At 49.2% G+C, this 23,904-nt stretch carries 23 protein-coding genes; 16 read left to right on the top strand and 7 right to left on the bottom strand.

Translation table 11 applies throughout. The features are described from left to right. Nucleotides 1-25 precede the first annotated feature (25 nt). From AC286M_RS16590 to AC286M_RS16575, 4 genes are all read left to right on the top strand, one after another. Nucleotides 26-634, top strand: coding sequence for a carbon-phosphorus lyase complex subunit PhnI (locus AC286M_RS16590; protein WP_488208843.1), 609 nt, complete (start codon nt 26-28; stop codon nt 632-634). Continuing rightward, a complete protein-coding gene (locus AC286M_RS16585; protein ID WP_488205442.1) occupies nt 631-1,116 on the top strand; it encodes a low molecular weight protein arginine phosphatase in 486 nt (161 codons plus the stop codon). Before AC286M_RS16590 ends, AC286M_RS16585 begins: the two co-directional genes overlap by 4 nt. Before the next feature lie 18 nt (nt 1,117-1,134). After that, nucleotides 1,135-2,025, top strand: a complete 891-nt coding sequence (locus AC286M_RS16580; protein ID WP_488205441.1) for an alpha-D-ribose 1-methylphosphonate 5-phosphate C-P-lyase PhnJ — start codon at nt 1,135-1,137, stop codon at nt 2,023-2,025. A 69-nt stretch (nt 2,026-2,094) separates the two neighbouring features. Continuing rightward, a complete protein-coding gene (locus AC286M_RS16575) occupies nt 2,095-2,601 on the top strand; it encodes a hypothetical protein (RefSeq protein WP_488205440.1) in 507 nt (168 codons plus the stop codon). Here the strand turns inward: AC286M_RS16575 and tnpA are convergent. Further along, complete coding sequence (tnpA, locus tag AC286M_RS16570) at nt 2,583-3,026, bottom strand: IS200/IS605 family transposase (protein WP_488202591.1); 444 nt, start codon at nt 3,024-3,026, stop codon at nt 2,583-2,585. The genes AC286M_RS16575 and tnpA overlap by 19 nt on opposite strands. Before the next feature lie 156 nt (nt 3,027-3,182). Between tnpA and AC286M_RS16565 the strand changes: the two genes are divergently transcribed. From AC286M_RS16565 to AC286M_RS16540, 6 genes are all read left to right on the top strand, one after another. Next, entirely contained in the window at nt 3,183-3,824 is a 642-nt protein-coding gene (locus tag AC286M_RS16565; protein ID WP_488205439.1) for a hypothetical protein, read from the top strand. A 10-nt stretch (nt 3,825-3,834) separates the two neighbouring features. Next, a complete protein-coding gene (gene phnK, locus AC286M_RS16560; protein ID WP_488205438.1) occupies nt 3,835-4,605 on the top strand; it encodes a phosphonate C-P lyase system protein PhnK in 771 nt (256 codons plus the stop codon). Between the two features lie 97 nt (nt 4,606-4,702). Continuing rightward, nucleotides 4,703-5,434: a phosphonate C-P lyase system protein PhnL gene (phnL, locus tag AC286M_RS16555; RefSeq protein WP_488205437.1), complete on the top strand. Its 732-nt coding sequence runs from the start codon at nt 4,703-4,705 to the stop codon at nt 5,432-5,434. Between the two features lie 34 nt (nt 5,435-5,468). After that, entirely contained in the window at nt 5,469-6,605 is a 1,137-nt protein-coding gene (phnM, locus tag AC286M_RS16550; protein ID WP_488205436.1) for a phosphonate metabolism protein PhnM, read from the top strand. Between the two features lie 14 nt (nt 6,606-6,619). After that, complete coding sequence (locus AC286M_RS16545) at nt 6,620-7,816, top strand: alpha-D-ribose 1-methylphosphonate 5-triphosphate diphosphatase (protein ID WP_488205435.1); 1,197 nt, start codon at nt 6,620-6,622, stop codon at nt 7,814-7,816. A 160-nt stretch (nt 7,817-7,976) separates the two neighbouring features. Next, nucleotides 7,977-8,522, top strand: a complete 546-nt coding sequence (locus AC286M_RS16540) for a phosphonate degradation HD-domain oxygenase (RefSeq protein WP_488205434.1) — start codon at nt 7,977-7,979, stop codon at nt 8,520-8,522. Nucleotides 8,523-8,544: 22 nt separating this feature from the next. Here the strand turns inward: AC286M_RS16540 and AC286M_RS16535 are convergent, their stop codons facing one another. Beyond that, on the bottom strand, nt 8,545-9,033 hold the full coding sequence (locus AC286M_RS16535; protein ID WP_488205433.1) for a hypothetical protein: 489 nt from the start codon (nt 9,031-9,033) through the stop codon (nt 8,545-8,547). A 100-nt stretch (nt 9,034-9,133) separates the two neighbouring features. Continuing rightward, nucleotides 9,134-9,745, bottom strand: coding sequence for a CPP1-like family protein (locus tag AC286M_RS16530; RefSeq protein WP_488205432.1), 612 nt, complete (start codon nt 9,743-9,745; stop codon nt 9,134-9,136). Nucleotides 9,746-10,382: 637 nt separating this feature from the next. Here AC286M_RS16530 and AC286M_RS16525 point away from each other — a divergent pair. Beyond that, a complete protein-coding gene (locus AC286M_RS16525) occupies nt 10,383-11,099 on the top strand; it encodes a response regulator transcription factor (protein ID WP_488205431.1) in 717 nt (238 codons plus the stop codon). A gap of 79 nt (nt 11,100-11,178) precedes the next feature. Here the strand turns inward: AC286M_RS16525 and AC286M_RS16520 are convergent, their stop codons facing one another. Further along, on the bottom strand, nt 11,179-12,483 hold the full coding sequence (locus AC286M_RS16520; protein ID WP_488205430.1) for a HetZ-related protein: 1,305 nt from the start codon (nt 12,481-12,483) through the stop codon (nt 11,179-11,181). 281 nt (nt 12,484-12,764) lie between these two features. Then, the gene (locus tag AC286M_RS16515; protein ID WP_488205429.1) at nt 12,765-13,436 is read right to left on the bottom strand and encodes an L-threonylcarbamoyladenylate synthase; all 672 of its coding nucleotides are present in this window, start codon (nt 13,434-13,436) and stop codon (nt 12,765-12,767) included. Between the two features lie 154 nt (nt 13,437-13,590). On the opposite strand from AC286M_RS16515, the gene larC reads away from it, so the two are divergent. Beyond that, a complete protein-coding gene (gene larC, locus AC286M_RS16510; protein ID WP_488205428.1) occupies nt 13,591-15,327 on the top strand; it encodes a nickel pincer cofactor biosynthesis protein LarC in 1,737 nt (578 codons plus the stop codon). Between the two features lie 347 nt (nt 15,328-15,674). On the opposite strand, the gene hydA is transcribed toward larC, so the two are convergent. Continuing rightward, entirely contained in the window at nt 15,675-17,087 is a 1,413-nt protein-coding gene (gene hydA / locus AC286M_RS16505; RefSeq protein WP_488205427.1) for a dihydropyrimidinase, read from the bottom strand. Nucleotides 17,088-18,132: 1,045 nt separating this feature from the next. Between hydA and AC286M_RS16500 the strand changes: the two genes are divergently transcribed. The 3 genes from AC286M_RS16500 to AC286M_RS16490 all read left to right on the top strand — a co-directional run bounded on the left by AC286M_RS16500 (nt 18,133) and on the right by AC286M_RS16490 (nt 20,238). After that, a complete protein-coding gene (locus AC286M_RS16500; protein ID WP_488203439.1) occupies nt 18,133-18,624 on the top strand; it encodes a helix-turn-helix domain-containing protein in 492 nt (163 codons plus the stop codon). After that, nucleotides 18,576-19,163, top strand: a complete 588-nt coding sequence (locus AC286M_RS16495) for a transposase (protein WP_488203438.1) — start codon at nt 18,576-18,578, stop codon at nt 19,161-19,163. The genes AC286M_RS16500 and AC286M_RS16495 overlap by 49 nt, the downstream gene beginning before the upstream one ends. 589 nt (nt 19,164-19,752) lie before the next feature. Further along, complete coding sequence (locus tag AC286M_RS16490) at nt 19,753-20,238, top strand: BON domain-containing protein (RefSeq protein ID WP_488205426.1); 486 nt, start codon at nt 19,753-19,755, stop codon at nt 20,236-20,238. A gap of 76 nt (nt 20,239-20,314) precedes the next feature. On the opposite strand, the gene acnA is transcribed toward AC286M_RS16490, so the two are convergent. After that, nucleotides 20,315-22,999: an aconitate hydratase AcnA gene (gene acnA / locus AC286M_RS16485; protein ID WP_488205425.1), complete on the bottom strand. Its 2,685-nt coding sequence runs from the start codon at nt 22,997-22,999 to the stop codon at nt 20,315-20,317. A gap of 323 nt (nt 23,000-23,322) precedes the next feature. On the opposite strand from acnA, the gene AC286M_RS16480 reads away from it, so the two are divergent. Next, nucleotides 23,323-23,901, top strand: a complete 579-nt coding sequence (locus AC286M_RS16480) for a Uma2 family endonuclease (protein WP_488205424.1) — start codon at nt 23,323-23,325, stop codon at nt 23,899-23,901. Nucleotides 23,902-23,904: the final 3 nt, after the last annotated feature.

Below are 23,904 nucleotides of genomic sequence, written 5' to 3'. Positions count from 1 at the left end.
CTCCTCACCTGAAAATCCCTTCGATATCACTCGCCAATCCCTCACCACCCCCACCAGCCGCGACGCTCGCTTACAAAACCTTGCCCGCGCCGATGAAGGCTTTCTGCTCTCAATGGCCTACTCCACCCAGCGCGGCTACGGCAAAAATCACCCCTTTGCGGGCGAAATTCGCGTTGGCGATGTAGAAGTCGTGATCTGTCCCGAAGAACTAGGATTTGAAGTTGCGATCGCAGATATTACGGTCACTGAAGTGCAGATGGTCAACCAGTTCAAAGGCAGCAAACAGATTCCGCCCCAGTTCACCCAGGGCTACGGTCTAACGTTTGGCTACAACGAACGCAAAGCAATGGCAATGGCGCTGGTTGATCGGGCACTGCAAGCCAAGGATTTAGGCGAATCCATCGACGGGCCAGCCCAAAATGAAGAATTTGTCCTGTTCCATTCCGACAACATCGAAGCACAAGGCTTTGTTCAACACCTGAAACTGCCGCACTATATTGATTTCCAAGCCGAGCTTAACCTAATCCGAAAATTACGCCGTCAGTACAAACAGCCTCAAACCAATCAGGAAAACGGCGAATCCAGCTTGCTTGAAATATCATCTCCCCCAACTCCATCCGAGGTGTCATCATGAACATCCTTTTTGTCTGTTCCGGCAATATCTGTCGCAGCCCGCTTGCAGAAGCCTTGCTGCGCCACAAAATCTCTTGTTTGATCACCTCCCCAGCATCCACATCAAGCCCAGATATTCAGGTTAAATCCGCCGGAACCTCGGCCTATCCAGGACAACCTATGTCATTTGCGATGGAAACCATCCTGCAAGAGCGCGGAATTGACAGCACGCATGCATCTCAGCGACTCGATTGGCAGTTATTAGACTGGGCCGATTTAATTCTGACTATGACTCGTGCTCAAAAATTACTGTTGCGATCGCAACTTCCACAACTCTCAGTCGAACTCGCGACCCTCAATGAATATGCTGGCAACACTGCCCAGCCCGACATTGAAGACCCTTACGGTAGCAACCTCGACAGCTATCGCCACTGCGCCCACCAAATCGAAACCGCCTGCGATCACCTTCTTACTAAGCTCCAAACCCTCCCCCAACACAACTAAGCAACCACCCAAAAACCTATGACCCTATCCTCCCATCCCCCTATCTCCCCATCTCCTCCTGAACCTGGCTTCAACTTCGCCTACCTCGATGAGCAAACTAAACGCTCTATCCGCCGCGCCATCCTCAAGGCTGTTGCCATCCCTGGTCATCAAATTCCTTTTAGCTCTCGCGAAATGCCCATGTCCTATGGCTGGGGCACAGGTGGCATTCAGGTAACAGCCTCGGTAATTGGCCAAACTGATACCTTGAAGGTGATTGATCAAGGCGCTGACGATACGACCAACGCTGTAAATATTCGCCGTTTCTTCCGCAAAGTTTGCGGCGTGAAGACAACGGAGCGAACCAACGAAGCAACGCTAATTCAAACCCGCCACCGCATTCCTGAAACGCCTCTCCAGGAGGGACAAATCATGGTCTATCAAGTCCCCATGCCAGAGCCACTGTATTTTATTGAACCCTCGCGCACCGAAGCCAATAAAATGCACGCCTTGGAAGAATATGGATCCATGTATGTGCGGCTGTATGAGGACATTACCCGCTTTGGTCACATTGCGATGGCCTATGACTATCCGGTCATGGTCAACGATCGCTACTTGATGAAGCCTAGCCCCATTCCTCGATTTGACAATCCCAAGCTGCACATGAATCCTGCTCTACAGCTATTTGGTGCAGGTCGCGAAAAACGGATTTACGCCCTACCTCCCTACACCAAAGTGAAAAGCCTCGATTTTGCAGACCATCCTTTCAGCATTGAAGCCTGGGAGCAGCCCTGCGAGTTTTGTGGAGCGACTGATACGTATCTAGATGAAGTAGTCATTGATGACCAAGGCAGCCGCATGTGGATTTGCTCGGATACGGACTACTGCAATCAGCTACAACAAAAAGAGTTAATAAAGGAGCAGAAATAAGCGGAGGCATGAAAAATAATCATACTTTAAGATATAGTGCAATACCCCTGAACAGTAAGTCGAATCAAGATGAATTCAGCAAAAATAGAAAATATAGCAAAAAGAATATTAAATAATAAGTTGAATTTGGCGACTCTAAATAGAGAAAAATACACAGAACATCAGAAATTGTTACTTGAATTAGATAAAGAGTGGGGGGATAAATTTTCTCGTAAGAAGATCGACGTAGCTCTGAGGCAAATATACGAAACAGCCATACCTGGAAATATTGAAAGCATCAAAGAAGCTATTTTCCAAGAAAACGAAAATTATAGCAAGTACAATATCGAGCAAACTGTATACCTTCCAGTTGAAGGAATTCAATTTTATGATGAACAAAAAGAGATGCCTATTTCAATAGGCAAAGTGACATTCTTGGCTATTACCAAGAACAGACTCGAAGAAATATTTCAGAAGAAAAAATCAATTATTGAGTCCACAAAAAATTCAGACCAGGATAAACATTCTTATATTAAGAAGAATGAAATACCCCGCCGCAAGCGGACGGGGTATCAGAATCAAAAAAGAGCAAGTTGATTATCCCGATGCAATTTGAGGTAATCTTTGCCTTGGGCTTGAACATATTTGGCGATCATTCCTTCATCCCCGTGGCGGCCTACTGTACTCGCAAAATATCCATCACTCCAAAACTCGCCTCCCCAAAGTTTCTGCTTCACTTGAGGGCATCGTTTGAAGACTTCTCGTGCAGTTAAACTTTTCAGCATCGTTACCAGTTTGGTCACACTATAGGTCGGCACGGACTGCACTAGAAAATGGACATGGTCTTTGTCCACTCCAATTTCGACAAACTTCACCTCGTAGCGTTTCTCGATTTCGAGGCAGACCTCTCGCAGAACCGCATCTACTTGCTCATCAAACACAACCCGTCGATACTTTGCTGGAAACACTAAGTGGTATAGCAAAACTGTTACGTTATGACTCTTGTGGATGTACTCACTCATTCTTAGATCTTACGCCGCAGAGCGGCGGGGAATGGACCCCAAGAGATTCAAGAGGAGCTGAAAGAGGAATTTCTTGAAAAAACCTGTGCTGTATATCAAGTTATAGCTGAACCGAGAAAAGCACAAGAATTAGCGATTATTGAAATCAACAAATCCTTGGAAATATTACGTTACTCGATTGTTGCTTTTCCTGATCTTTATACAGGAAGCTTAAAAGTTGAATTAGCTATTTCGGGAGGCACTAAGCGTGGCTTAAGAAATAGTTTGATACTATCATCTTCTGGATCATGGAAAAACCGAGAAAGGTTAAATAGACCTTTCGAAATCACCTCTAATACTACAGAAAGGCTGCAAGAAATAGGAGTTTTTGATTTATCAAATATTTTGTCTAAACGAGATGATAGAAGAAATCAATTCGAGAAAATTATACTTAGATTTTTACACTGGATATCTGAGTCGTATCTTCAAATTGAATTAGAGAATCAGATCCTTTGCTTAATAATTGCTTTGGAGACTTTGTTTGGCTCTGGGAAAGCGGTCGGCTTTGGAGTCGCAATCATTTTAGAAGAAGAATTGGCCAAGAGAAAAGATTTGAAGGAAAGGATAGAAAAGCTCTGTAAATCTAGAAATGATACGGTTCACGGAAGCACAAATACTGATGTTACTGAGGGAAGCGTTTGGTTCTTAAGAAGAAAAACGATGGAATTAATGATAAAAATGCTCGACTTCTTGAAAAATAAAGAGTTTAAGACAAAGAACGACCTGAAAAATTTCATAGAGGAAAAACAGTTATCCTAATCGTAAAGCTATGAAACCCTTACTTACTATTAACAACCTCAGCAAAACCTACAACGCCATCCAAGCTTGCGATCGCATTTCCTTTGATCTGTATCCTGGCCAAGTACTGGGTATCATCGGCGAATCCGGTTCCGGCAAAAGTACGTTATTAAATGCGATCGCAGGTCAAATTCCGGTTGACGCAGGCGAAATTACCTATTGCGATCGCAGCGGACATCTGATCAATCTGCGGACTCTGCCAGAAGCGCGTCGCCGCAAGTTAATGAAAACCGAGTGGGGCTTTGTGCAGCAAAATCCTCGCGATGGCTTGCGAATGACTGTCACCGCTGGGGCCAACATTGGTGAGCGGTTGCTCGATGTGGGAGAGCGCCACTACGGCAACATTCGCGCTGAGGCAATGCAGTGGCTGAGCCAGGTCGAAATTCCCGATGCTCGTATGGATGACCTGCCCAGCACCTTTTCCGGTGGAATGCAGCAGCGGCTTCAGCTTGCTCGCATCTTGGTGACTCGGCCCAGTTTAGTTCTAATGGATGAACCAACAGGAGGACTAGACGTATCGGTGCAAGCCCGGTTGCTGGACTTGATGCGATCGCTAGTGCGGACTCTCCATCTCAGCGTCATCCTCGTCACTCACGATATCGGCGTAGTCAGGCTTTTAGCCCATCGGCTGATGGTGATGCAAAACGGCCAGGTTGTTGAAGCGGGTTTAACCGATCAGGTGCTAGATGACCCTCATCATCCCTACACACAGCAGCTAGTCAGCGCCACGCTGGTGCCATAAGCGAAAGTGAACGAGCGTGCAGTGAAAGTAAAAGCGAAAGTGCGATCGCACCTATCTTGACCACCAACGTCATAAACAACGTCATAAACAATGAACCATGACCCATTCAACCTTATCGAATAATTCGCACACCCCAACTCAGCCATCTACTCAGGCCATGCTCAACGCAGAGCATGTTTGTAAGAGTTTTGTTTTGCATAATCAGGGTGGTGTCCGTATCCCTGTCCTAGAAAATGTTTCCTTGACTATTCAGGCGGGAGAATGTGTCGCACTGCAAGGGCCATCTGGATCGGGTAAATCGACCTTTATGCGATCGCTGTATGCCAATTACCGCGTCGATAGTGGCTCCATTTGGGTTAAACACCAAGGCGAATGGGTTGATTTGCCTCAGCTCCAGCCGCATCAGCTACTGGAAGTCCGGCAACATACGATTGGCTACGTCAGTCAGTTTCTGCGAGTCATTCCACGTGTCCCTGCATTAGAAGTTGCTGCCGAGCCGCTGATGGATTTGGGGGTTGAACCGGATATTGCTTATGACAAAATTCGCGGCTTATTTGCCCAGTTGAATCTGCCAGAACGGCTATGGCATTTATCACCCACAACATTTTCAGGCGGCGAAAAGCAGCGGGTGAACATCGCCCGTGCCTTTTCCGTTAATTATCCAATTTTGCTTTTAGATGAACCCACTTCTGCCTTAGATGCCGCAAATCGGGAAGTTGTGATGCAGCTCATTGAACAACGCAAAGCTCAAGGCTGCGCAATGGTTGGCATTTTTCACGACGACGAAGTAAGAAATCGGGTCTGTAACCGGGTCTTAACCTTTAGATGAAATAGTGAACTACTAGAGCTAATCTTCCCTAATCATGACCGAAACCATCTACACGAACTATCGCTTACAGCTACCGCATGAAGAGGTTCTCGGTACGCTAGTTGTACGAGACGGCAGGATTGCAGATATCCAGCCTGGTGCTGTTTCCCAAGGGCAAAATGGCGAGGGAGATTATCTGTTACCAGGCTTAGTTGAGTTGCATACCGACAACTTTGAACAGCGGTTATCACCTCGACCCAAAGTTCGTTGGCCTATGGACATCGCAGCGGTTTACCACGATCGCGATTTGGCAGCGGCTGGTATTACAACAGTCTGTGATGCGATCGCAGTTGGAGATATTACGCCAACATCCATGCGGATGACCCAGTTTGGCCCCATGATCGACACAATTCATCAAGGACAAGCGGAAGGCCGATTTGCGGTTGATCATCGGCTACATCTCCGCTGCGAACTGGGGTATGAGCAAGTGCATGACGTGGCAGCAACCTATGCTGATCATCCGCTACTGTCGCTGATTTCGCTGATGGATCACACCCCTGGCCAGCGGCAGTTTGCCCAGGTAGACAAGTACAAAGAGTATTACCAGGGCAAGCACGGCGTAGGAGCCGACGAGATGGACGACTTTATCAAGGCGCGAATTGCAGCCCAGCAGCGCCATGCCGACGAGAATCGCCGCAAGCTAGTGGCTTTAACGCAGGAGCATGAGATCTGTTTAGCAAGTCACGATGATGCCACGCCGGAGCATGTGCAGGAATCCCTACAGGACGGAGCCGAAATTGCAGAGTTTCCCACCACGCTGGATGCCGCCAAGGAAGCGCATTCACACGGTTTACAAGTGCTGATGGGAGCACCCAACCTAATTCTTGGAAAGTCTCACTCTGGCAACGTTTCAGCGATGGAGCTAGTTGAATATAATCTAGTCGACATCATCTCTTCTGATTACGTTCCCCAAAGCTTAGTGCAGGCCATGTTCCTGATTGCCCAACGACAGCAAAAGCCCCTACACGAAGCGATGCAGCTCTTTACCTTAAACCCCGCTAAAGCCATCGGCCTCGACTGCGATCGCGGTAGTCTCGAAGTTGGCAAACGCGCCGATTTTATCACCATCCACCACGATGGCGCTGTCCCCCGCCTCACCTCCGTTAGACGCCAAGGCCAACGAATTGCTTAAACGGATCACAAGACATGAAACAACCGACATCCCCTACCAAACTCGCACTCCAAGGCGCAGCCGTACTGACTCCTGACGGATGGCTAGAAGCGGCAACGGTGCTCATTGAGGACGGCAGATTTGTAGCCGTAGATCAAACGCTGAAGCCCAGCGGTTACATCGGCGTTGATGTGACGGGTTTGCAGTTGCTACCCGGTATCGTGGATATTCATGGTGATGCCTTTGAGCGGATGATCTGCCCACGTCCCGGTGTAAATTTACCCCTAGATATGGCGCTAGTTGAGAACGATCAAGCCTTGCTGGGAGCGGGGATTACGACCTTCTTCTACTCCATTACTGACTCGTTTGAACCCGGTTTACGCAGTCGAGAGATGGCACGTCAACTGATTAGACGTATTACATCACCAGACAGCGATTTAAGAGTCGATAGCCGCGTTCATATTCGTCATGAACAGGCTAATACGGCGGATTACGACGAATTGTGCGACTGGCTCGAAACCCGTAAAGTCACCCTGCTCTCGCTCAACAACCATCTGCCACCCTCACTCGATCACGAGACACTACAGCGCTACACCAAGGGATTACGCCAGCGGCTGAAGATGACTGAAGCCGATATCCGTTCCCTAATCGAATCCGCCTATCCTCGCCAGGAAGAGGGTTTAGCCCAGTTTGAAGATTTAGTTCAGCGCTGTCACCAACTCGGCATTCCCGTTGCGTCCCATGATGATGAAACCGAAGCCGATGTTGCCAAGAGCCAAGAACGTGGCGTTGCGATCGCAGAATTTCCTGCCTCAGTTGCACTAGCTGAACAATCCCGCTCCTACGGTGCAGCAGTACTCATGGGCGCGCCGAATCTCGTGCGGGGTGGTTCCCACGTCGGCTACATGAGCGTCGCTGAAGCAGCCCAGGCGCAAGTGCTTGACTGCCTTTGCTCCGATTATCACTACCCCTCTCTCTTCCACGCTCCTTTCTTGCTAGCTGAAAAAGGACTGATGCCCTTTGAACAAGCCTGGAAATGCGTCTCCGAATATCCCGCCCAAGCCGCTAAAATCTGCGATCGCACCAGTCATCTTTCATCCGGCGGCAAAGGCAAAATCGCCCCCGGCTACGACGCTGACTTTCTCTTGCTCACCCCCCAAAATCCCCTACCCAACGCCATCCGCTCCGTCTACATCAACGGCCAAGAAGCCAGCCGCTACAGCCAACCCTAAACACCACCTCTTCCATTAACTACCAACTTATCTCCACCACCACCTCCTCCTCACTATTCACCATCAACTCAATCACCAACCATCAACCCAATACCCAATACCTAACACCCAGTACCTCCCCTCACCCCCTTACCCTCTCACTCCTCACTCCTCACCTCTTATGACCACCCTCTCCTCCATCCTCAACCTCTACCACCAGCGCGGCCAATCCCAATACGGCGGCGAAGCTGTAAGCCAGCTCGAACATGCACTTCAGTGCGCCGCCTTGGCAGAACAAACAGGTGCATCACCGGAACTGATTACCGCTTGTCTCTTGCACGATCTGGGCCATCTCGTGCATCACTTGGGTGAAGATGTTGCGGTTCGAGGCATTGACGATCGCCACGAATACTGCGCCATACCAGTCCTGGAAACCTGCTTCCCGTCTGCGGTTACTACCCCCATCAAGCTACATGTTGCCGCCAAACGGTATCTGTGTGCCGTAGATGAAAGCTACTGGGATTCTCTCTCGCCAGCCTCAAAGCGGAGTCTTGAACTTCAGGGCGGCGTTTTTTCAGAGGCTGAAGCCATCGCCTTTATTCAACAATCCTATGCTCAAGATGCTGTACACCTGCGCCGCTGGGACGATTTAGCTAAGCAGCCAAAGCTAAAAACACCTGATCTGGAGCATTTTCTACCCTTTGTGCAGACAGCTTGTGTAGATTGAGAGAAAACAAAGCCACAAAAGCTCACTCATTCGCAATTTTAGTTTGCAGAGCTTTAATAAACAGGTCGCCTTGATTGAAGGCAGCAATTTGGATGACCATCAGATCACCATTTACAGATTCGACTTGAATAATATTGCCGCCGATGCCGTCGCTTTCCGTATCGATAGATTTGATATCGGCCAGGGCCATTTCTGTATTGCGATCGCTTTTGTGATAGATCAGGCGAGAATCCGTTAAAATTGCAGCTTCAGAGCCATTCAAAGATATCGTGGCATCATAATAGGCAATCACTTTTTCGTTGTCTGTCAGTAAATTCTGATCGTCGATGTACTCTAAGGCATAATCTTCCATGTTGTTCGCCAATCGTACACCGCCCTCTGGCCCCATTGAGAAATAAACAATTGCCCCAGTAAACAACAGAACGATTAGTCCCAAGGGAATCCCGCAACCCAAGCCGAGCGCTAACCCCAGCTTATTTGTTTTCTTACTGTTATTGTCCTGTTCACTCATAACAATACCGGCTCTACACTGAGCCTCATTAAGTTGCTGTCTCAAGAATTCCCTCTGAACACAGCAAAAGTATCGTTATGGTGAGTCTGAATAATACCAGTTAACGTAGAAAACTGCTTATCAGCCAGAAAAGGAAGCAGGTAAAGGCCGCAGCAGAACTATTGGGGTCAATGGCAAACGCAGCGCCTTGAGGAGTGAGCAAGTTGCCCACCTGTAGGCCAGCGACAATTCCAATGATCAGACCGACCACCGTTAGCAACACCGCGCGGACAAAGCGCTTCTCTTTGCGATTAAGAAAATAGATATTAAAGCCAGCACTGAGTGCAAGGGCAAAAGACGTGTAGTAGAAGCCCAGCAATCCCAAGCAGAGAAAGGCCAGAGCAGGCCATAGAATTTCTTCCCGGCTGGGATTATCCAAAAAGCCCTGCAACCAGTTGGGCGGGTTATCTGGGATGACTGAGGCAATTTTTGCTGGGGCTGACTGGGTAGTGGACTCTTCCGGAAACCGAATCCGATCGGGTACCTTAATCTTGCCCTCTTGGCGAAGCCGCAACCGCTCCATCAAGATAGCATCGTAGGCAGCTTCAATTGTTTCGACCTGCTTAAGGTCGCTTTCGTGTTGTTGAGTCAGTCGATTCCGTGCCTCTTGAATCTCATCAAATGATGCGGCCTCTGTGATTCCCAACGTATCGTAAGGATTTTGCTCGCTCATTCAAAACCTCCAAGCATTTGCTGCCAGCAGCCCTCGTTTATCATCAAGTGTAACTAGCGAAGCTCAGAATCGAAAACTAAAATCCGTGAAAACTTACGAGGATTCACACTTGAGACTGATAAGTTTAAGCTGAGACGGATTACGATGATACTCCCATTCCACAGCTTACAAACCGCAGCTTGTCAAATCAAACTTCGTGAAACTGAAATCTGAAGTCCATAATTTTGCCGCCGCATCATGCTAGCACAGTAATCTCTTCAAAATCTGATGCTCGATGTGAGCGATCGGCAATCTGACTTTATAGAGATCTACAATTTTTTATGAAATGTATGCAAGGTACGTCTTTCACATAAAGGTGCGTCTTTCACATAGAATAAAGTTGGGCTTGACTGTCGGATTTAATATTTTGATGCTGAATTGGCTGGCTTCAACCTTGATGTTCGACCTCAATCGGTTGCTAGCTAAGCTATATTCAAGCTTTATCCGCTCATTTCACAGAATTTTCTTAAAAGTGGGTGGGTAATTCTTCTGAACTGGTTTATAACAGGGTTAGCTTTGCTATAAATAGCCTAGCGGTATAATTAGGTGCTTCATTTTTAACTTTGCCCACTGTTCATGCAATCAGTCACGAAAAGTTATGGCTACGGCTCCCGCCAAAATACTAGTTGTTGATGATGATCCTGCGATTCGGAATTTAATCCATCGCTTTCTTGCAAAGCAGGGATATGAGATGGAATCCGCAGAAGATGGTAAAAGCGCACTTGCTGTGTTCGAGGATTTCAATCCTGACTTGGTTGTTTTGGACGTTAACTTACCTGATGCAACCGGATACAGTCTCTGTGAAGAGATGCAGGGACGCACGGGCGTATTTGTTCTCATGTTGACGAGCCGTGCCGACGAGGCGGATAAGATTCGCGGTTTTGCGCAGGGAGCCGATGACTACATCACCAAGCCGTTTAGCCTTAGCGAACTAGAGGTAAGAGTAGGTGCTATTCTTAAGCGGCAGCGACCCGTCACTACAGCGGAACAGCAGCGGCTTCAGTTTGAACAGTTGGTCATTGATCCGGTTCGCCGAGAAGTCACTTTGGCCGAAGAGCCCGTCCTGTTAACGGCACTAGAGTTTGATTTACTTCACTTTCTTGCCAGCCACCCCGGTCGCGTTTGGCGGCGAGCCGAGTTGATTCAAAAAGTTTGGGACTACGAATATGTGGGCGATCAGCGTGTGGTAGATGTCCACATTGGTCAAATTCGGAAAAAGATTGAGCGCAGTACAGAACAGCCTGCACTTATTCAAACGGTGCGGGGTGTTGGCTATAAGTTTGAGCCGCCGGAACTAGATGACGAAAATAGCTAGTCAGATATGCTAGCCAATGGAGTGTGAAAGGCTTGTGCCGCAAGCCTTTCACACTCCATTGTTTGTTGACGGACGCGGTTTATGATTGGGCATTCCGGTGTTGCCAAGCTAAGTCCAGCAGTTTAATCCAGCGGCGCTGCACCTGTTTAGGCGTACAGCGTAGAATTTTGGCGATTTCAGTGTCAGTGGGAGTGGCTCGATCCGCCGATTGAGACTGAACTGCTTTTAACTCCAGCAGTCGCTGTTGGAAGGCTGTCAGCGATGCCGTGAAGGTTTGCCAGTCTGATTCCGATAGGCCAAGATTTTGATCAACATCTGCGCCGATCCACTGGTGAACGAGCTGCCACTGGTGCGATCGCGAAAACTTCTCGACATGATACTTAAACCGCTGCTGCAGGTAGTCGCGTTCACGAGCTGTTAAACCGAGAATTTCGTCAATTTCAGCGGCTGCAAAGTCCTGGAGCTTCAGGACGAAGTAGTCAATGCAGTCGGTTTGATCTTGATCCTGTAAATATCGAATCAGTTCTTGAATAACGCGATCGCGCAGTACCTGCTCGGTTGGATCAACGGCATCGGAAACCATTTGCTCCCGAATTTGGTTGATCACCTGAGAACGACCATGTCCCTGAGCATCATCTTCACGGGCAGATTCGACAGCCAGTTCCAGATCGACGCTGGCTTCCTCCGGTTGGCGATTGGCAAAATTTTGCGCCCGCAGAATGATTAACTGCTGATTGCGGCGTCCGGGTAGCGTAATTTTACGCTTGGCATAGTGCTCACAAAAGGCCATGTATTCGGCCAGCTCCAACCGAGAACGCGGTGTGTAGTCGGCTGGCAGATGATATTCACGGCGGAAGGCTTTGAGCGCCTCAATGTAAAACCCTTGTAGGAAGTCATCCAGCAGCACGCAGCGACCCTGAAAGCCCAAGCGAGATCGCGTAGGTGCCACATAGCGATACACAATAGAACTGAGATAGCTGTGCAGTTCAACCCGTCCCTGCTGGGAGCCGAGCCGATAGTAGTCTAGGCACTTCTTGATGCGATGTCGAGCTAGCGTGATTTGCCAAGCAAACGGATCTTGAGAGCGCTGGATGCGATCGCTTTTTTGACAAATTCGCTCGACTTCGGTGGCAATCCGATGGGCCACGGCGAGGCGAGGCGGAGATAGAGGCTTGATTGGAGGTGAGGCCGCTGATTGCTCGGTGGACTTCACCGCAGAGAGGTTAATTTGGTGAATTTGCTGGGCCAATTCATCCTGAATAAACTGAAGCAGCCTGGAATTAGGAGGAGTAGACTGAACACAGTCAGAGATTTCCTCAGTAGGAGCAGGATCGCGATCGCAAATGTGGGTGCGGGTAGCAGAACAAGTAGGCTGGATATTCATGGCAAACTCTTTGGTGATGCACACGGTCAAACAGGCCAGTTGACCCGTTTCCCGAACGTTCTGTACCGACTGTAGGGAAATCCACCCCCGATCTTGATCAACCCTGTGTCACTATTCCAACCCAACTGTCACATCGGCGTCGTCCAGTTTTCTACGGAGACGGAGTGCTGTCGATGAAGAATCGCGATAGCGTTCACTGCTAAAGGGTTTGAGCCTAATCAGAGGGGGCAGGTTGAGGCTGCGATCGCGGATTTTGATTCCGTAAAGTCTAGGACAGTCTTTTAACTGGTTTGCAAAGACTCCGCTCCCCATTCCAACGCAGCCCTCCAACCTAATCCTTGACGGATAATTTGTGGCTGCATGGTGGTCAAGTCCACTACTGTAGACACTTTGGTCGTCAGCGTTGATGAACCATTGTCTACGATGATGTCAACTAAACTATCCAGTTGATCGAATAGGGCAGCCGGAGACTTTTTACTAATCTCAAAATTGTCTAAATCCGGAAATCCAGCAGATAGGGCAGATGTGGAAATGACCGGATTACCCAACGCGTCAAGCAGCGACTGACAAATCGAATTATCCGGTACGCGGATACCCGTTGTGCGTCGCTTGGGGCTCATGACGAGCCGGGGGACTTCTTTCGTCGCGGGCAATAAAAACGTGTAGGGGCCAGGGATTAAGCGCTTGACAAGACGGTAAGCTGGATCGCTGACCACGGCAAAATCGGCAATGTTCGAGAGGGATGAGCACAAAAACGTCAACGGTTTATCGTTTGACATTTGCTTAATCCAGCGAACCCGCTTGACTGCCGTTTTAGAATTAAGATCACAACCAATGGCATACACTGTATCCGTTGGATACAGCATAATTGCACCATCTCGCAATGCTGCTTTTATCTCCTCTATTCGGCGATATTGTGGCGTATCCGGATGAATTTCGTAAATGGTAGCCATGAGTCCCCCTCACTATCGTTATCAGAATTAGCCCGCCGGTGCAGCTCGTCATTGTGGCGTATTAGCCGCGCTGCTAAAGATTGTGCTAATCCCGTTTTCAACTCTCCACCTTCCTATAGTGTGACATCCTAGAACCAAGGATGACTGGTTTTTTATGAAGAAAATTGCCTATTTAGACTGTCCATCGGGTTTGGCCGGAGACATGTGCTTGGGAGCACTCGTTCATGCCGGAGTCCCGTTCGACTATCTCAGCCAGCAGCTCAAACAACTCGGACTAAACGACGAGTATGAGCTGATGCTGGAAACCGTTCATCACAATGGGTTGGTTGCCACCAAAGTCAAGGTCAAGTTGCTACAGGCAGAGCAGCCGTTTGAGCTGTATGAGTCGGTGGGGTTTGGAGAGGGGAAAGTTGAGGGAGTTGATAGGAAAGGCGTTGATGGTGGATTAGTTAACAGTAAAGGCTCTGATGGTGAGCAGGGTGAGCATGATCGCTCGCATGATCAGGCTCGTAGACAGGTTCATGATTCTGGGAATGGTAGTGACTCGGCTGCGATCGCACCCCCACATCCCCACTCCCACTCACACCCTCATCCACACAATCATGCCCACGGACATCCATCCACCCACTCCCCCACTCCCTCACTCCCCCACTCCCCCACTCCCTCACTCCTCACTCCTCACTCTCACCCCCATACCCGCCACCTGCCCGAAATCGAACACCTCATCCAATCCGCCCAACTGCCACCTCGCGCCACTGCTTGGAGCTTAGCCGTTTTTCGTAAGCTGGCTGAAGCCGAAGCCGCTGTTCATGGGGTTACACCTGATCAAGTCCACTTTCACGAAGTCGGCGCAACCGATGCCATAGTCGATATTGTCGGCACCTGCCTGGGCCTTGACTGGCTCGGTATTGACGAGCTGTACTGCTCTCCCCTGCCCACAGGAGGCGGCACTGTCCGGGCAGCTCACGGCATTCTACCTGTCCCCACACCGGCTGTTCTAAAGCTCTATGAGCTTAGACAAATTCCCATCTACAGCAACGGTATCCAGCGCGAACTGGTCACACCCACTGGAGCTGCCATTGTCACTGCGATCGCAACTCACTTCGGCGATCCACCCCCCATGACCCTGCAAAAAATCGGCCTCGGCGCAGGTACCCGCACTCTCCCCATTCCCAATATGGTTCGCCTCTGGCTCGGCATCATCCCTAATACCCCTACCGTTACCGCTAAAAATACCCACACCACTCTCCACACCCACCCCATCCACTCATCCACCCATCCACCCACTCACCCATCTACTCCTCTCTCCCCCTCTCCTTCTCTCCCCTCCCCCCATCAACCATCAATCACCCACTCCCCATCTCCCTCATCTACCCATCCACCCACTCACCCATCTACTCCTCCCTCCTCACTCTTCACTCCTCACCCTTCCCCCACCGACACCATCACTCTCCTCCAAACCCAACTCGACGACCTCAATCCCCAAGCCATTGGCTACATTTACGGCAAGCTATTCCAAATCGGAGCCCTAGACGTGTTCACCCAGGCGATCGGCATGAAAAAATCCCGCCCTGGCATCTTGCTTTCTGTGATTTGCCCACCGAATCACGTGCAAGCCTGTGAACAGGTGATCTTCGCTGAAACGACGACGCTCGGCATTCGCCGAACCACCCAGCAGCGCACCATACTCCATCGCTTTTGGCAAACGGTCGAGACTGATTATGGTACGGTACGGGTAAAAATGGCCCAGCGGCAACCCGGTAGTCCAATTCTCAATCTCCAGCCAGAATATGAAGACTGCGCTGCGATCGCACATCAACACCAAATCCCCTGGCAACAAGTCCACCAAGCCGCCCTCACCGCCGCTCTCCAACTCAACCCACAGCCTTAGACCCAATACCTAGGATCGCGAACCCAACACCTAACACCCTCCTACCCATCTGGTAGAGTCAAGGGCTGGTATTACCCAGCGTCCCTCCCTGTTATAGCGGTTCTAGATAAGAACGAGAGAGGAGAGTGCCTCAGGATGAGGCACTCTCCTCTCTCGTTCTCTCACTCTTAACTGGAATCACTATAGATTCGGACGTGCGAGTTCCCCGCATCCGGCTCCCGATCATCTAGACCTTAACCCTGCACATGTGAATGAGATCGGGACATGGTTCAAGAACAGCGAGTAGAGTGTTCCTTCTCTTTCAGCCGATCCGGTTGACATTTCTTGGAATTGAGCTGGCTTGCAGTTTACAGCACACGCCCCGAGGCAGATCGCTTTAGAAAGCTGCCATAGCCTTTCTCGCCGTGCCACTGTTCGCCATCTACGAGCAGTTTCCCTCGTAGAAACACTTTTTCGACTTTACCCGTCACTTCTCGTCCTTCAAACATACTGTAGTCCACTCGGGAGTGGTGGGTTGCAGCGCTTAGCACCTGTGTTGCATTGGGATTAAATAAAACGATGTCAGCGTCGCTGCCCACGGCAATCGTGCCTTTGCGGGGAAACAGGCCAAACATCTTAGCTGGGGCGGTTGAAACGAGCTGAACAAACCGATTGAGCGTAATTTTGCCGGTTTTCACTCCGCCGTCATATAGCAGCACTAAGCGAGTTTCAACCCCCGGTGCGCCATTGGGAATTTTGTTGAAATTGTCTTTACCTAGCGCCTTGGAATATTTCAGTCCCATTGACCGTTCATTGAGGCAAAATGGGCAGTGATCAGTAGCGACAATTTGCAGCTGGTCAAACCGCAAGCCACGCCAGAGAGCATGGTGGCAGTGATGCTCCCGTAACGGTGGCGTCATTACGTACTTGGCGGATTCGAATCCAGGATGATCGTACTCTTGGTCATCTAAAAATAGGTAGTGAGGGCAGGTTTCGGCAAAGGCTGGAATTCCGCGATCGCGAGCGGCAACAACGCTGTCTAACGCTTCCGGTGCAGATAAATGCACGATGTAAACCGGAATATCCACTAGCTCGGCAATTCGAATGGCGCGATGGGTCGCTTCGGCCTCCATCAAGCGGGGACGAGTCAGCATATGATACTTCGGTGAGGTGTTGCCCTGTTCTAGCGCATCTTCAATTAATGCCTGAATGACATAGCCATTTTCGGCGTGGAGATTGACCATGCCGCCGTGCTGCCCAACAGTCGTCATCGTGCGAAAGATGGCCGCATCATCCACCATGAGAATATCGGGATAGGCCATGTACATTTTGAAGCTGGAGATGCCGTCCCGGTTAATAATGTCCGGCAGTTCGGCCAAGATATCTTTATTGACGTCTACCAGAATCAGATGAAAGCTGTAGTCAATACACACCTGCGGATCGGCCAGCGCTAGACGATCATCCAGCGTTTTTTTCGCTCCATCTCCTTTTTCCTGATAAGCAAAGTCCACAATCGTTGTCGTACCGCCAAAGGCGGCAGCAACTGTGCCCGATTCGTAGTCGTCGCAGTTAACGGCAATGCCCTGCGGCCCTTCCATGTGGGTATGAACATCAATGCCACCTGGCATGACTATGCAACCGCTGGCATCATGCACTTCAGCATCGTCAACCGTTAGCTCACGAGCAATTGCTTCGATGGTTTCGTCTACGATCAGAATGTCTGCGATGTAGTCATCAACTGCCGTGATAATGCGACCATTTTCAATTAAGACTTTGCCCATTTCTTTGCCCTATATCACGACAACTGGTAACACGGCTCCATCACGCCAAAATAGACCAAAATGCCGGATTTTTCACACGATAGACGTACTTCGTAAACTATCGAATGGTTTGTCAACCTTAATGTTTGAGTTCAAATTCCACAAGATCAATTCTAGATATTAAGTTTGATAAAGATATATTTCTCTTCATTTTGGCTGCTGTTGATACACAAAACTTTTCGACTTGGCTCCGGCATTGTAAATTCCATCAGTATTCATATCAATTAAAAGAAAAAATTGATCCAAAACTTAGGGATTTAGGAAGGGTTGTTCCGAGATCTAGAAAAGTTGTTTAAGAAAGTGTGTAAGCAGCATCTTATGGCACTACACCCGTCAATTGAACATAGCCTTGCCGGGAAAGACATGTAGAGCACGGCTTTTTAGACAATACTTGTTTCACTTAAGCACATACGCTGTAGCAGAAAAATTCAATGAGAGGACAGAAAGAAATAAATTGCAATAGCGGGATACCCCCACGCTGTTGGGGCAAGTGGGGACAGTGATTAAGCTAATTGCAATCTTGGTAAGCCGTAGGTTGCAAAGCGTGAAGCCTCATGCTTTACAGCTATTCTGTCTGACGTTGCGAACCTCGACGTTGCCTCGGGCGTGATCGAGACTGAAATTGAATTTTAGGATAAATTACACCACCTTGGGCTAAATCAATTCGTGAAATTTGGGCTAAAGCCTCAATTCCAGTCTTTTCTTCGGTTTGTGGCTGTAATGAGTTGATGATTTGATGTAGACGCTTCATGGCTGATACAGGTTGGTAAATACATGGAAAAACAGATCAACCGCCTACTTTCCAGGAATTAATTAAGTTGAGGCGTCAAGTTTTTGACTCACTTATTGTTAAGTTTTTCTAGCTGACTTGTACTAATGCAAATCTAGTTCCAATGCAAATTTGATTGAAGTGCAGAATACAAGGATCAAATTTACAGCAATCACAAATAGGTAATGAACGAGGGAGAATAGAATAAAGAGTTATCCTCACCGAAGTAAATCAGCCATGACCTCCCTGGAAGAATTTATCCAAAGTAATCCCTCTGCCCAAGAACTGAAACGCGCCTTGGCCGTGCAACTGCACCAGAGAGGTCAAAGCTATCGGGCGATCCGAGATATCCTACAGGTTTCTCTGGGATTTATTAGTGCGAGTCACCAGCGCTATGAAGAGCGAGGAGTCGAGGGACTGAAATCCCACTACTGGGGCACCCAAGGCTATTTAAGCGCCGAGCAGAAACAGGACATCTTTGAGTGGTTGCAGCAGAAAAACTGGTGGACACTAGAGGAGCTTGTTGAGCAGATTGAAGAGCGCTATGGAGTGCTCTATCGCTCAGCCCAAAGCTATACCCAACTGCTCAAAGACGCAGGGTTTAGCTGGAAGAAATCCCACTCGGTGCATCCGGGCCAAGAGGAGGCCAAAGTCGAGGCAAAAAAGCCGAGATTCAACAGTTGCTGGTTCAGTGGCGAGCCGAGATCGCCAGTGGGCAGGTGCGAGTGATGTTTCTCGATGAGTGCCATCTGCTCTGGGGAGACCTCCGTGGATATGGATGGAGTCGGCGCAATCAGCGAGTGGACATCCCCATTGCCTCCATTCGAGAGCGGCAGACCTACTATGGAGCCTTGGACTATTTGAGCAAGAGCTTTGTTATTCATGAGTATGAGGCAGGCAATCAGCACAATACCGTGGCCTTTCTGAAGTATCTTCAATCTCAGTATGATGAGTCCACTCGCTTTTTCATCATCTGGGATGGAGCCAGCTACCACCGTTCCAAGGTGGTTCGCAACTACCTGAGTCAACAGAATCATGGTACTCGAGAGCAGCACTGGAAACTCACTTGCATTCAGCTTGCGCCTAATGCACCCGAGCAAAATCCGGTCGAAGATGTTTGGTTACAGGCCAAGCGATTTAGTCGTAAATTTGCCCGCTTGTGCCACTCCTTTCGCTCGGTCAAACTCCTCTTTTATCTGGCGACTCATCTGCAAACCTTCATCTTTGAGAAAGCCTTCATGTATGGTTACTGTTCATGTCCTGTTTGAGATTGCTGTATACCTTTAATTCATCCCTTTGCGGCGGTTTGCAAATGTACTTCTATATTTGCAGTGATTAACTATTTACAAATTAACTCAAGAGATGAAATCTGAACCAAATTAGGTCATCCAATATGCATAATGTAATGTGCAGCACCTAGTACATCTTTTTGCTCTATCTGATGAACTATGTCGCTAGAACGGGTTGGGATCAGGTTCGGGATCAAGACTGAGCCTACAGTGGGATTCGTAAATTACATTTATTCCCTACTCTTAAAGCTGGACTTTTAGTTTGAAGACAGCAAAATATAGCGCAATCTATGATGTACATGCGCGAGCTTTGATTCGACACGAGTTTAGGTTCGTCAGTAATGAGTTAGCAATACTGCTTGTTTTTATACTGCTACTTTTATGAAGCATTCTAAATCCATACGTACGCATGGATTTGCAAATAGACATTGCGCGATTTTGTGTTGTTTCACATTGACCAGAAGTCGAGCAATTTGCGTCTCGGCAGACAAACTAAATCAGCAGTTTGTTTGTTGCATTTATTAACGCATATTGCTAAACATTGATTCGAAAAAGGAAATCCTAACTTATGAACTTTGATACTGTTTTAATAGTCAGTCTTATTGCCCTTGCTGCATTTTGGACAGTTGGCCTTCTGCGATCGCATCTCAAGGACACCGTGATCGCGTTGGCGCTAGCGGTTTGCCTACTGGGATTGAGTACAGCTCCTGCGATCGCGGCTCAGGCTGCGTCCGATGAGGGTATTACTGAGAATCCTGCGGTTCCACAAGAGCAGTTGAAGCAAAGCTCACCGGGTAGCCAGTACAGCGGCATTGAATACGCGAACGATCAGCTCGGCGGTAGAACCGTTTCTGATGAAACGTTAAAGAGCCGCGTCAAAGATGTGCGTGATGACCTAGCGGTTGCAGTTTCTAACGGTTCAGTGCGTGTATCCGGTACCGTAGAAAATCAAGATGTTGCCCGTAAGGTTGTGGATGAAATCAAGGAAATTCCTGGTATCCATGAAATTACGTTTGACTTAGGTCTAGAAGAGGCTTCCAACGCACTTCAATAGGTCTGTAGCTTGCTAGTAAAAGATTGCTAATAAAAAAGCGCCCCAGTGGGGCGCTTTTTTTATTCAATTAACTGAATTAAGCCGTAGCCAGTTGCCGCAGAACGTAGTGGAGAATGCCACCGTTGCGGTAGTATTCCACTTCGTCCTCGGTATCGATCCGACAGAGCAGTTCTACGTCTTGAGTTGAACCATCTGCTGAGTGAACCGTCATCGTCACGGTCATACCGGGCTTGATGCCGCCACTGATGCCAGTGATGTCAAACGTTTCTGTACCCTCTAGAGCGAGCGTTTGGCGATTCGTACCAGCCTGGAACTGGAGCGGTAGGACGCCCATGCCGATTAGGTTGGAACGGTGAATCCGCTCGTAGCTCTCGGCCACAACCGCTTTTACACCCAGCAGACGAGTGCCCTTGGCCGCCCAGTCACGGGAGGAACCCGTGCCGTATTCTTTACCCGCAATCACCACCAGTTGCGTACCTTCGGCCACATACTTCATCGCCGCATCATAGATCGACATTTCCTCCCCAGCGGGCATGTATTTGGTCACGCCACCGGAGGAACCGGGCACCATCTCGTTTTTCAAGCGAATATTGGCAAAGGTGCCGCGCATCATCACTTCATGGTTGCCGCGACGGGAACCGTAGGAGTTGAAGTCGAGCGGGACGACATTATTGTCAGTTAGATAGCTACCCGCCGGACTATCAGACTTAATCGCGCCTGCCGGAGAAATGTGGTCGGTGGTAATGCTGTCGCCCAAAATAGCCAGCGGACGAGCATTCTTAATCTCGGCAAAACCGCCACCATTCACTTCAGCGGCCATCCCCTCAAAGAACGGCGGATTCTGAACGTAGGTACTATCGGACTTCCAGTCGTAGGTTTGGCTATCAACCGTGTCGATGCTGCGCCACTCTTCATTGCCGCTGAACACATTACCGTAGCGGCTCTGATACATTTCCGGCGTCAGCGCTTCTTCAATCACCGCCTTAATCTCTGCTGTCGTCGGCCAAATGTCCTTCAGGTAAACCGGATTGCCGTCTTTGTCATGGCCGATGGGTTCAGTTTTGAGATCAATTGAGAGATTACCTGCGATCGCATAGGCAACGACCAGCGGCGGCGACGCCAGATAGTTACACTTGGTCTGCGGACTGACCCGACCTTCAAAGTTACGGTTGCCGGAGAGAACCGCGCCAACCACCAGATCTTTTTCGTCAATCGCTTTGACGATTGGTTCCGGCAGTGGCCCAGAGTTGCCAATACAGGTGGTGCAGCCGTAGCCAACCAGGTTAAAGCCCAGTTGATCGAGATCGGTTTGCAAACCTGCCCGTTCCAAGTAATCAGACACCACCTGGCTACCAGGAGCCAGAGAGGTTTTCACCCAGGGCTTCACGGTCAAGCCTTTTTCTAGCGCTTTGCGAGCAACCAGACCCGCGCCAATCATGACGGAAGGATTGGAGGTGTTCGTGCAGCTCGTGATCGCGGCAATCACCACATCGCCATCGCTCAGTTCGTAATCTGTCCCTGCCACTGCCACTGACCGCTGTTGGTCGTAGGACAGGTTACTGAACGTCGGAAAGTCGCTCTCCTTGAACTGAGCGGCTACATTCGACAAAAGGACTCGATCCTGGGGACGCTTTGGCCCAGCTAGGGAAGGCTCAACAGTCGAGAGATCCAGCTCTAGGGAATCGGTGAAAACTGGATCGGGCGTATCGTCATAGCGCCACATACCCTGCTCTTTAGCATAGGCTTCCACCAGGGCAATCCGATCCGCATCCCGACCCGTGAACTTCAGATAGGTAATCGTCTCGTCATCAATGGGGAAGAAGCCGCAGGTTGCGCCATATTCTGGAGCCATGTTGCTGATGGTGGCGCGATCGGCCAGAGTTAGATGAGATAATCCAGGGCCATAAAATTCAACGAACTTGCCGACAACGCCCTTCTGCCGCAGCATTTGGGTGACGGTCAGTACCAAGTCGGTTGCAGTCGCGCCTTCCGGCAGTTGACCGGTCAGCTTAAAACCCACCACCTCCGGAATCAGCATGGAAATCGGCTGTCCCAGCATCGCCGCTTCTGCTTCAATGCCGCCGACGCCCCAGCCGAGAACCGACAAACCGTTAATCATCGTCGTGTGGCTGTCGGTGCCCACCAGCGTATCGGGATAGGCAACGGTTTCGCCGTTTTGCTCTTTCGTCCAAACCACCTGAGCCAAATACTCCAAGTTGACCTGGTGGCAAATTCCAGTTCCCGGTGGCACCACGCGGAAGTTATCAAACGCATTTTGACCCCAGCGCAGAAAGGCGTAGCGTTCCTTGTTGCGCTGAAACTCATATTTAACGTTCTCTAAGAAGGCGTTGGCGGAACCAAAAGAATCCACCATCACCGAGTGGTCAATCACCAGGTCTACGGGCGAAAGCGGATTAATCTTCTTGGGGTCGCCACCTAAATTGACAATGGCATCCCGCATGGCTGCCAAATCCACCACGGCTGGAACGCCCGTGAAGTCCTGCATTAGCACTCGCGCAGGCCGATAGGCAATCTCACGGGTGGACGATTGGGTCTTCAGCCAGTCGGCAACAGCCTGGACATCGTCGGCAGATACGGTGCGACCGTCTTCATTACGCAGCAGGTTCTCTAGCAACACTTTCAGGCTATATGGCAAGCGACTGATATCGCCTAATTTCTCAGCCGCGTTGGGCAGACTGTAAATCTGATAGTCTTTCCCGTTGACAGACAGCGTTTTTTTAGCGTTAAAACTGTTACTCACGGCAGTTCTCTCTCTCTCGTTATTCCCTAGTTCCAACAGAAAACAGTCTACGGCAGCCACAGCACCAGCGGCGTACGCTCTGGGCTACGGATGGCTTGTGCCCCTAACCTGACAATAAAACCATATTAGCGATCTGTGTTCTGTAGCTAATCTTTCGCGAAAATCCTTTGTCTGACAAGCGGGAATATCTAAGAAAGTGCGATCGCACTCTATTGCACTTCCTCACACTCCTCATCTAGCCAACTATCACAATTCCCGATGCTGGGGTTAGCCAAAACTTTTTAGAATAGAGTCAAATCATTCGTGCAGTAGAGGAATTTCTGATGAATCCACCCAATTCCTCAGCCATTGTTGTCAGCAAATGGTCGCTTGATGACTATCATCAAATGATCAAGGCGGGTATCTTGGATGATCGCCATGTGGAGTTGCTGAATGGAGAAATTGTTGAAATGTCCCCGGAAGGCGAAACCCACGCTCATTTAAGCAGCGATGTGGCGGATTATTTCCGTGAGTTATTGCGCGGTCGGGCCAAAGTTCGCGAAGGTAAGCCAATTACTCTGCCCAATCAATCGGAACCAGAACCGGATATTGCCGTGGTTCACGATTTAGGGGATGTCTATCTGGAGCATCATCCCTATCCTGAAAATATTTTTTGGCTGGTTGAATATTCACATTCTAGCCTTGCAAAAGATCTGGAAGTCAAACCCAAAATCTATGCTCAAGCAGGCATTTTGGAGTATTGGGTAATTAATTTGAAACGAATGGAACTCGTCATTTTTCGAGACCCAGGTGATGATAACTATCGAGAAAAGTGCACCTTGATTGATAATGAAATTTGTCCTTTAGCCTTCCCAGATATTGCGATCGCAGTCAGACAACTGCTAAGACGGCAAGATTTTTAATAT

This window comes from Thainema salinarum CENA647, from assembly GCF_057732415.1.
The sequence above is the reverse complement of the archived record's forward strand: the minus strand, read 5'-3'. Positions and strand labels throughout refer to the sequence as shown.

Excerpts from the sequence above, each read along its gene's own strand:
- tnpA (WP_488202591.1), bottom strand. The coding sequence starts at position 3,026 with ATGAGTGAGTACATCCACAAGAGTCATAACGTAACAGTTTTGCTATAC.
- AC286M_RS16520 (WP_488205430.1), bottom strand. The coding sequence starts at position 12,483 with ATGAATATCCAGCCTACTTGTTCTGCTACCCGCACCCACATTTGCGAT.
- AC286M_RS16480 (WP_488205424.1), top strand. The coding sequence starts at position 23,323 with ATGAATCCACCCAATTCCTCAGCCATTGTTGTCAGCAAATGGTCGCTT.
- AC286M_RS16530 (WP_488205432.1), bottom strand. The coding sequence starts at position 9,745 with ATGAGCGAGCAAAATCCTTACGATACGTTGGGAATCACAGAGGCCGCA.
- AC286M_RS16490 (WP_488205426.1), top strand. The coding sequence starts at position 19,753 with ATGAACTTTGATACTGTTTTAATAGTCAGTCTTATTGCCCTTGCTGCA.
- hydA (WP_488205427.1), bottom strand. The coding sequence starts at position 17,087 with ATGGGCAAAGTCTTAATTGAAAATGGTCGCATTATCACGGCAGTTGAT.
- phnK (WP_488205438.1), top strand. The coding sequence starts at position 3,835 with ATGAAACCCTTACTTACTATTAACAACCTCAGCAAAACCTACAACGCC.
- AC286M_RS16525 (WP_488205431.1), top strand. The coding sequence starts at position 10,383 with ATGGCTACGGCTCCCGCCAAAATACTAGTTGTTGATGATGATCCTGCG.
- AC286M_RS16515 (WP_488205429.1), bottom strand. The coding sequence starts at position 13,436 with ATGGCTACCATTTACGAAATTCATCCGGATACGCCACAATATCGCCGA.
- AC286M_RS16585 (WP_488205442.1), top strand. The coding sequence starts at position 631 with ATGAACATCCTTTTTGTCTGTTCCGGCAATATCTGTCGCAGCCCGCTT.
- AC286M_RS16500 (WP_488203439.1), top strand. The coding sequence starts at position 18,133 with ATGACCTCCCTGGAAGAATTTATCCAAAGTAATCCCTCTGCCCAAGAA.
- phnM (WP_488205436.1), top strand. The coding sequence starts at position 5,469 with ATGACCGAAACCATCTACACGAACTATCGCTTACAGCTACCGCATGAA.
- AC286M_RS16575 (WP_488205440.1), top strand. The coding sequence starts at position 2,095 with ATGAATTCAGCAAAAATAGAAAATATAGCAAAAAGAATATTAAATAAT.
- AC286M_RS16540 (WP_488205434.1), top strand. The coding sequence starts at position 7,977 with ATGACCACCCTCTCCTCCATCCTCAACCTCTACCACCAGCGCGGCCAA.
- phnL (WP_488205437.1), top strand. The coding sequence starts at position 4,703 with ATGACCCATTCAACCTTATCGAATAATTCGCACACCCCAACTCAGCCA.
- AC286M_RS16580 (WP_488205441.1), top strand. The coding sequence starts at position 1,135 with ATGACCCTATCCTCCCATCCCCCTATCTCCCCATCTCCTCCTGAACCT.
- AC286M_RS16535 (WP_488205433.1), bottom strand. The coding sequence starts at position 9,033 with ATGAGTGAACAGGACAATAACAGTAAGAAAACAAATAAGCTGGGGTTA.
- larC (WP_488205428.1), top strand. The coding sequence starts at position 13,591 with ATGAAGAAAATTGCCTATTTAGACTGTCCATCGGGTTTGGCCGGAGAC.
- AC286M_RS16545 (WP_488205435.1), top strand. The coding sequence starts at position 6,620 with ATGAAACAACCGACATCCCCTACCAAACTCGCACTCCAAGGCGCAGCC.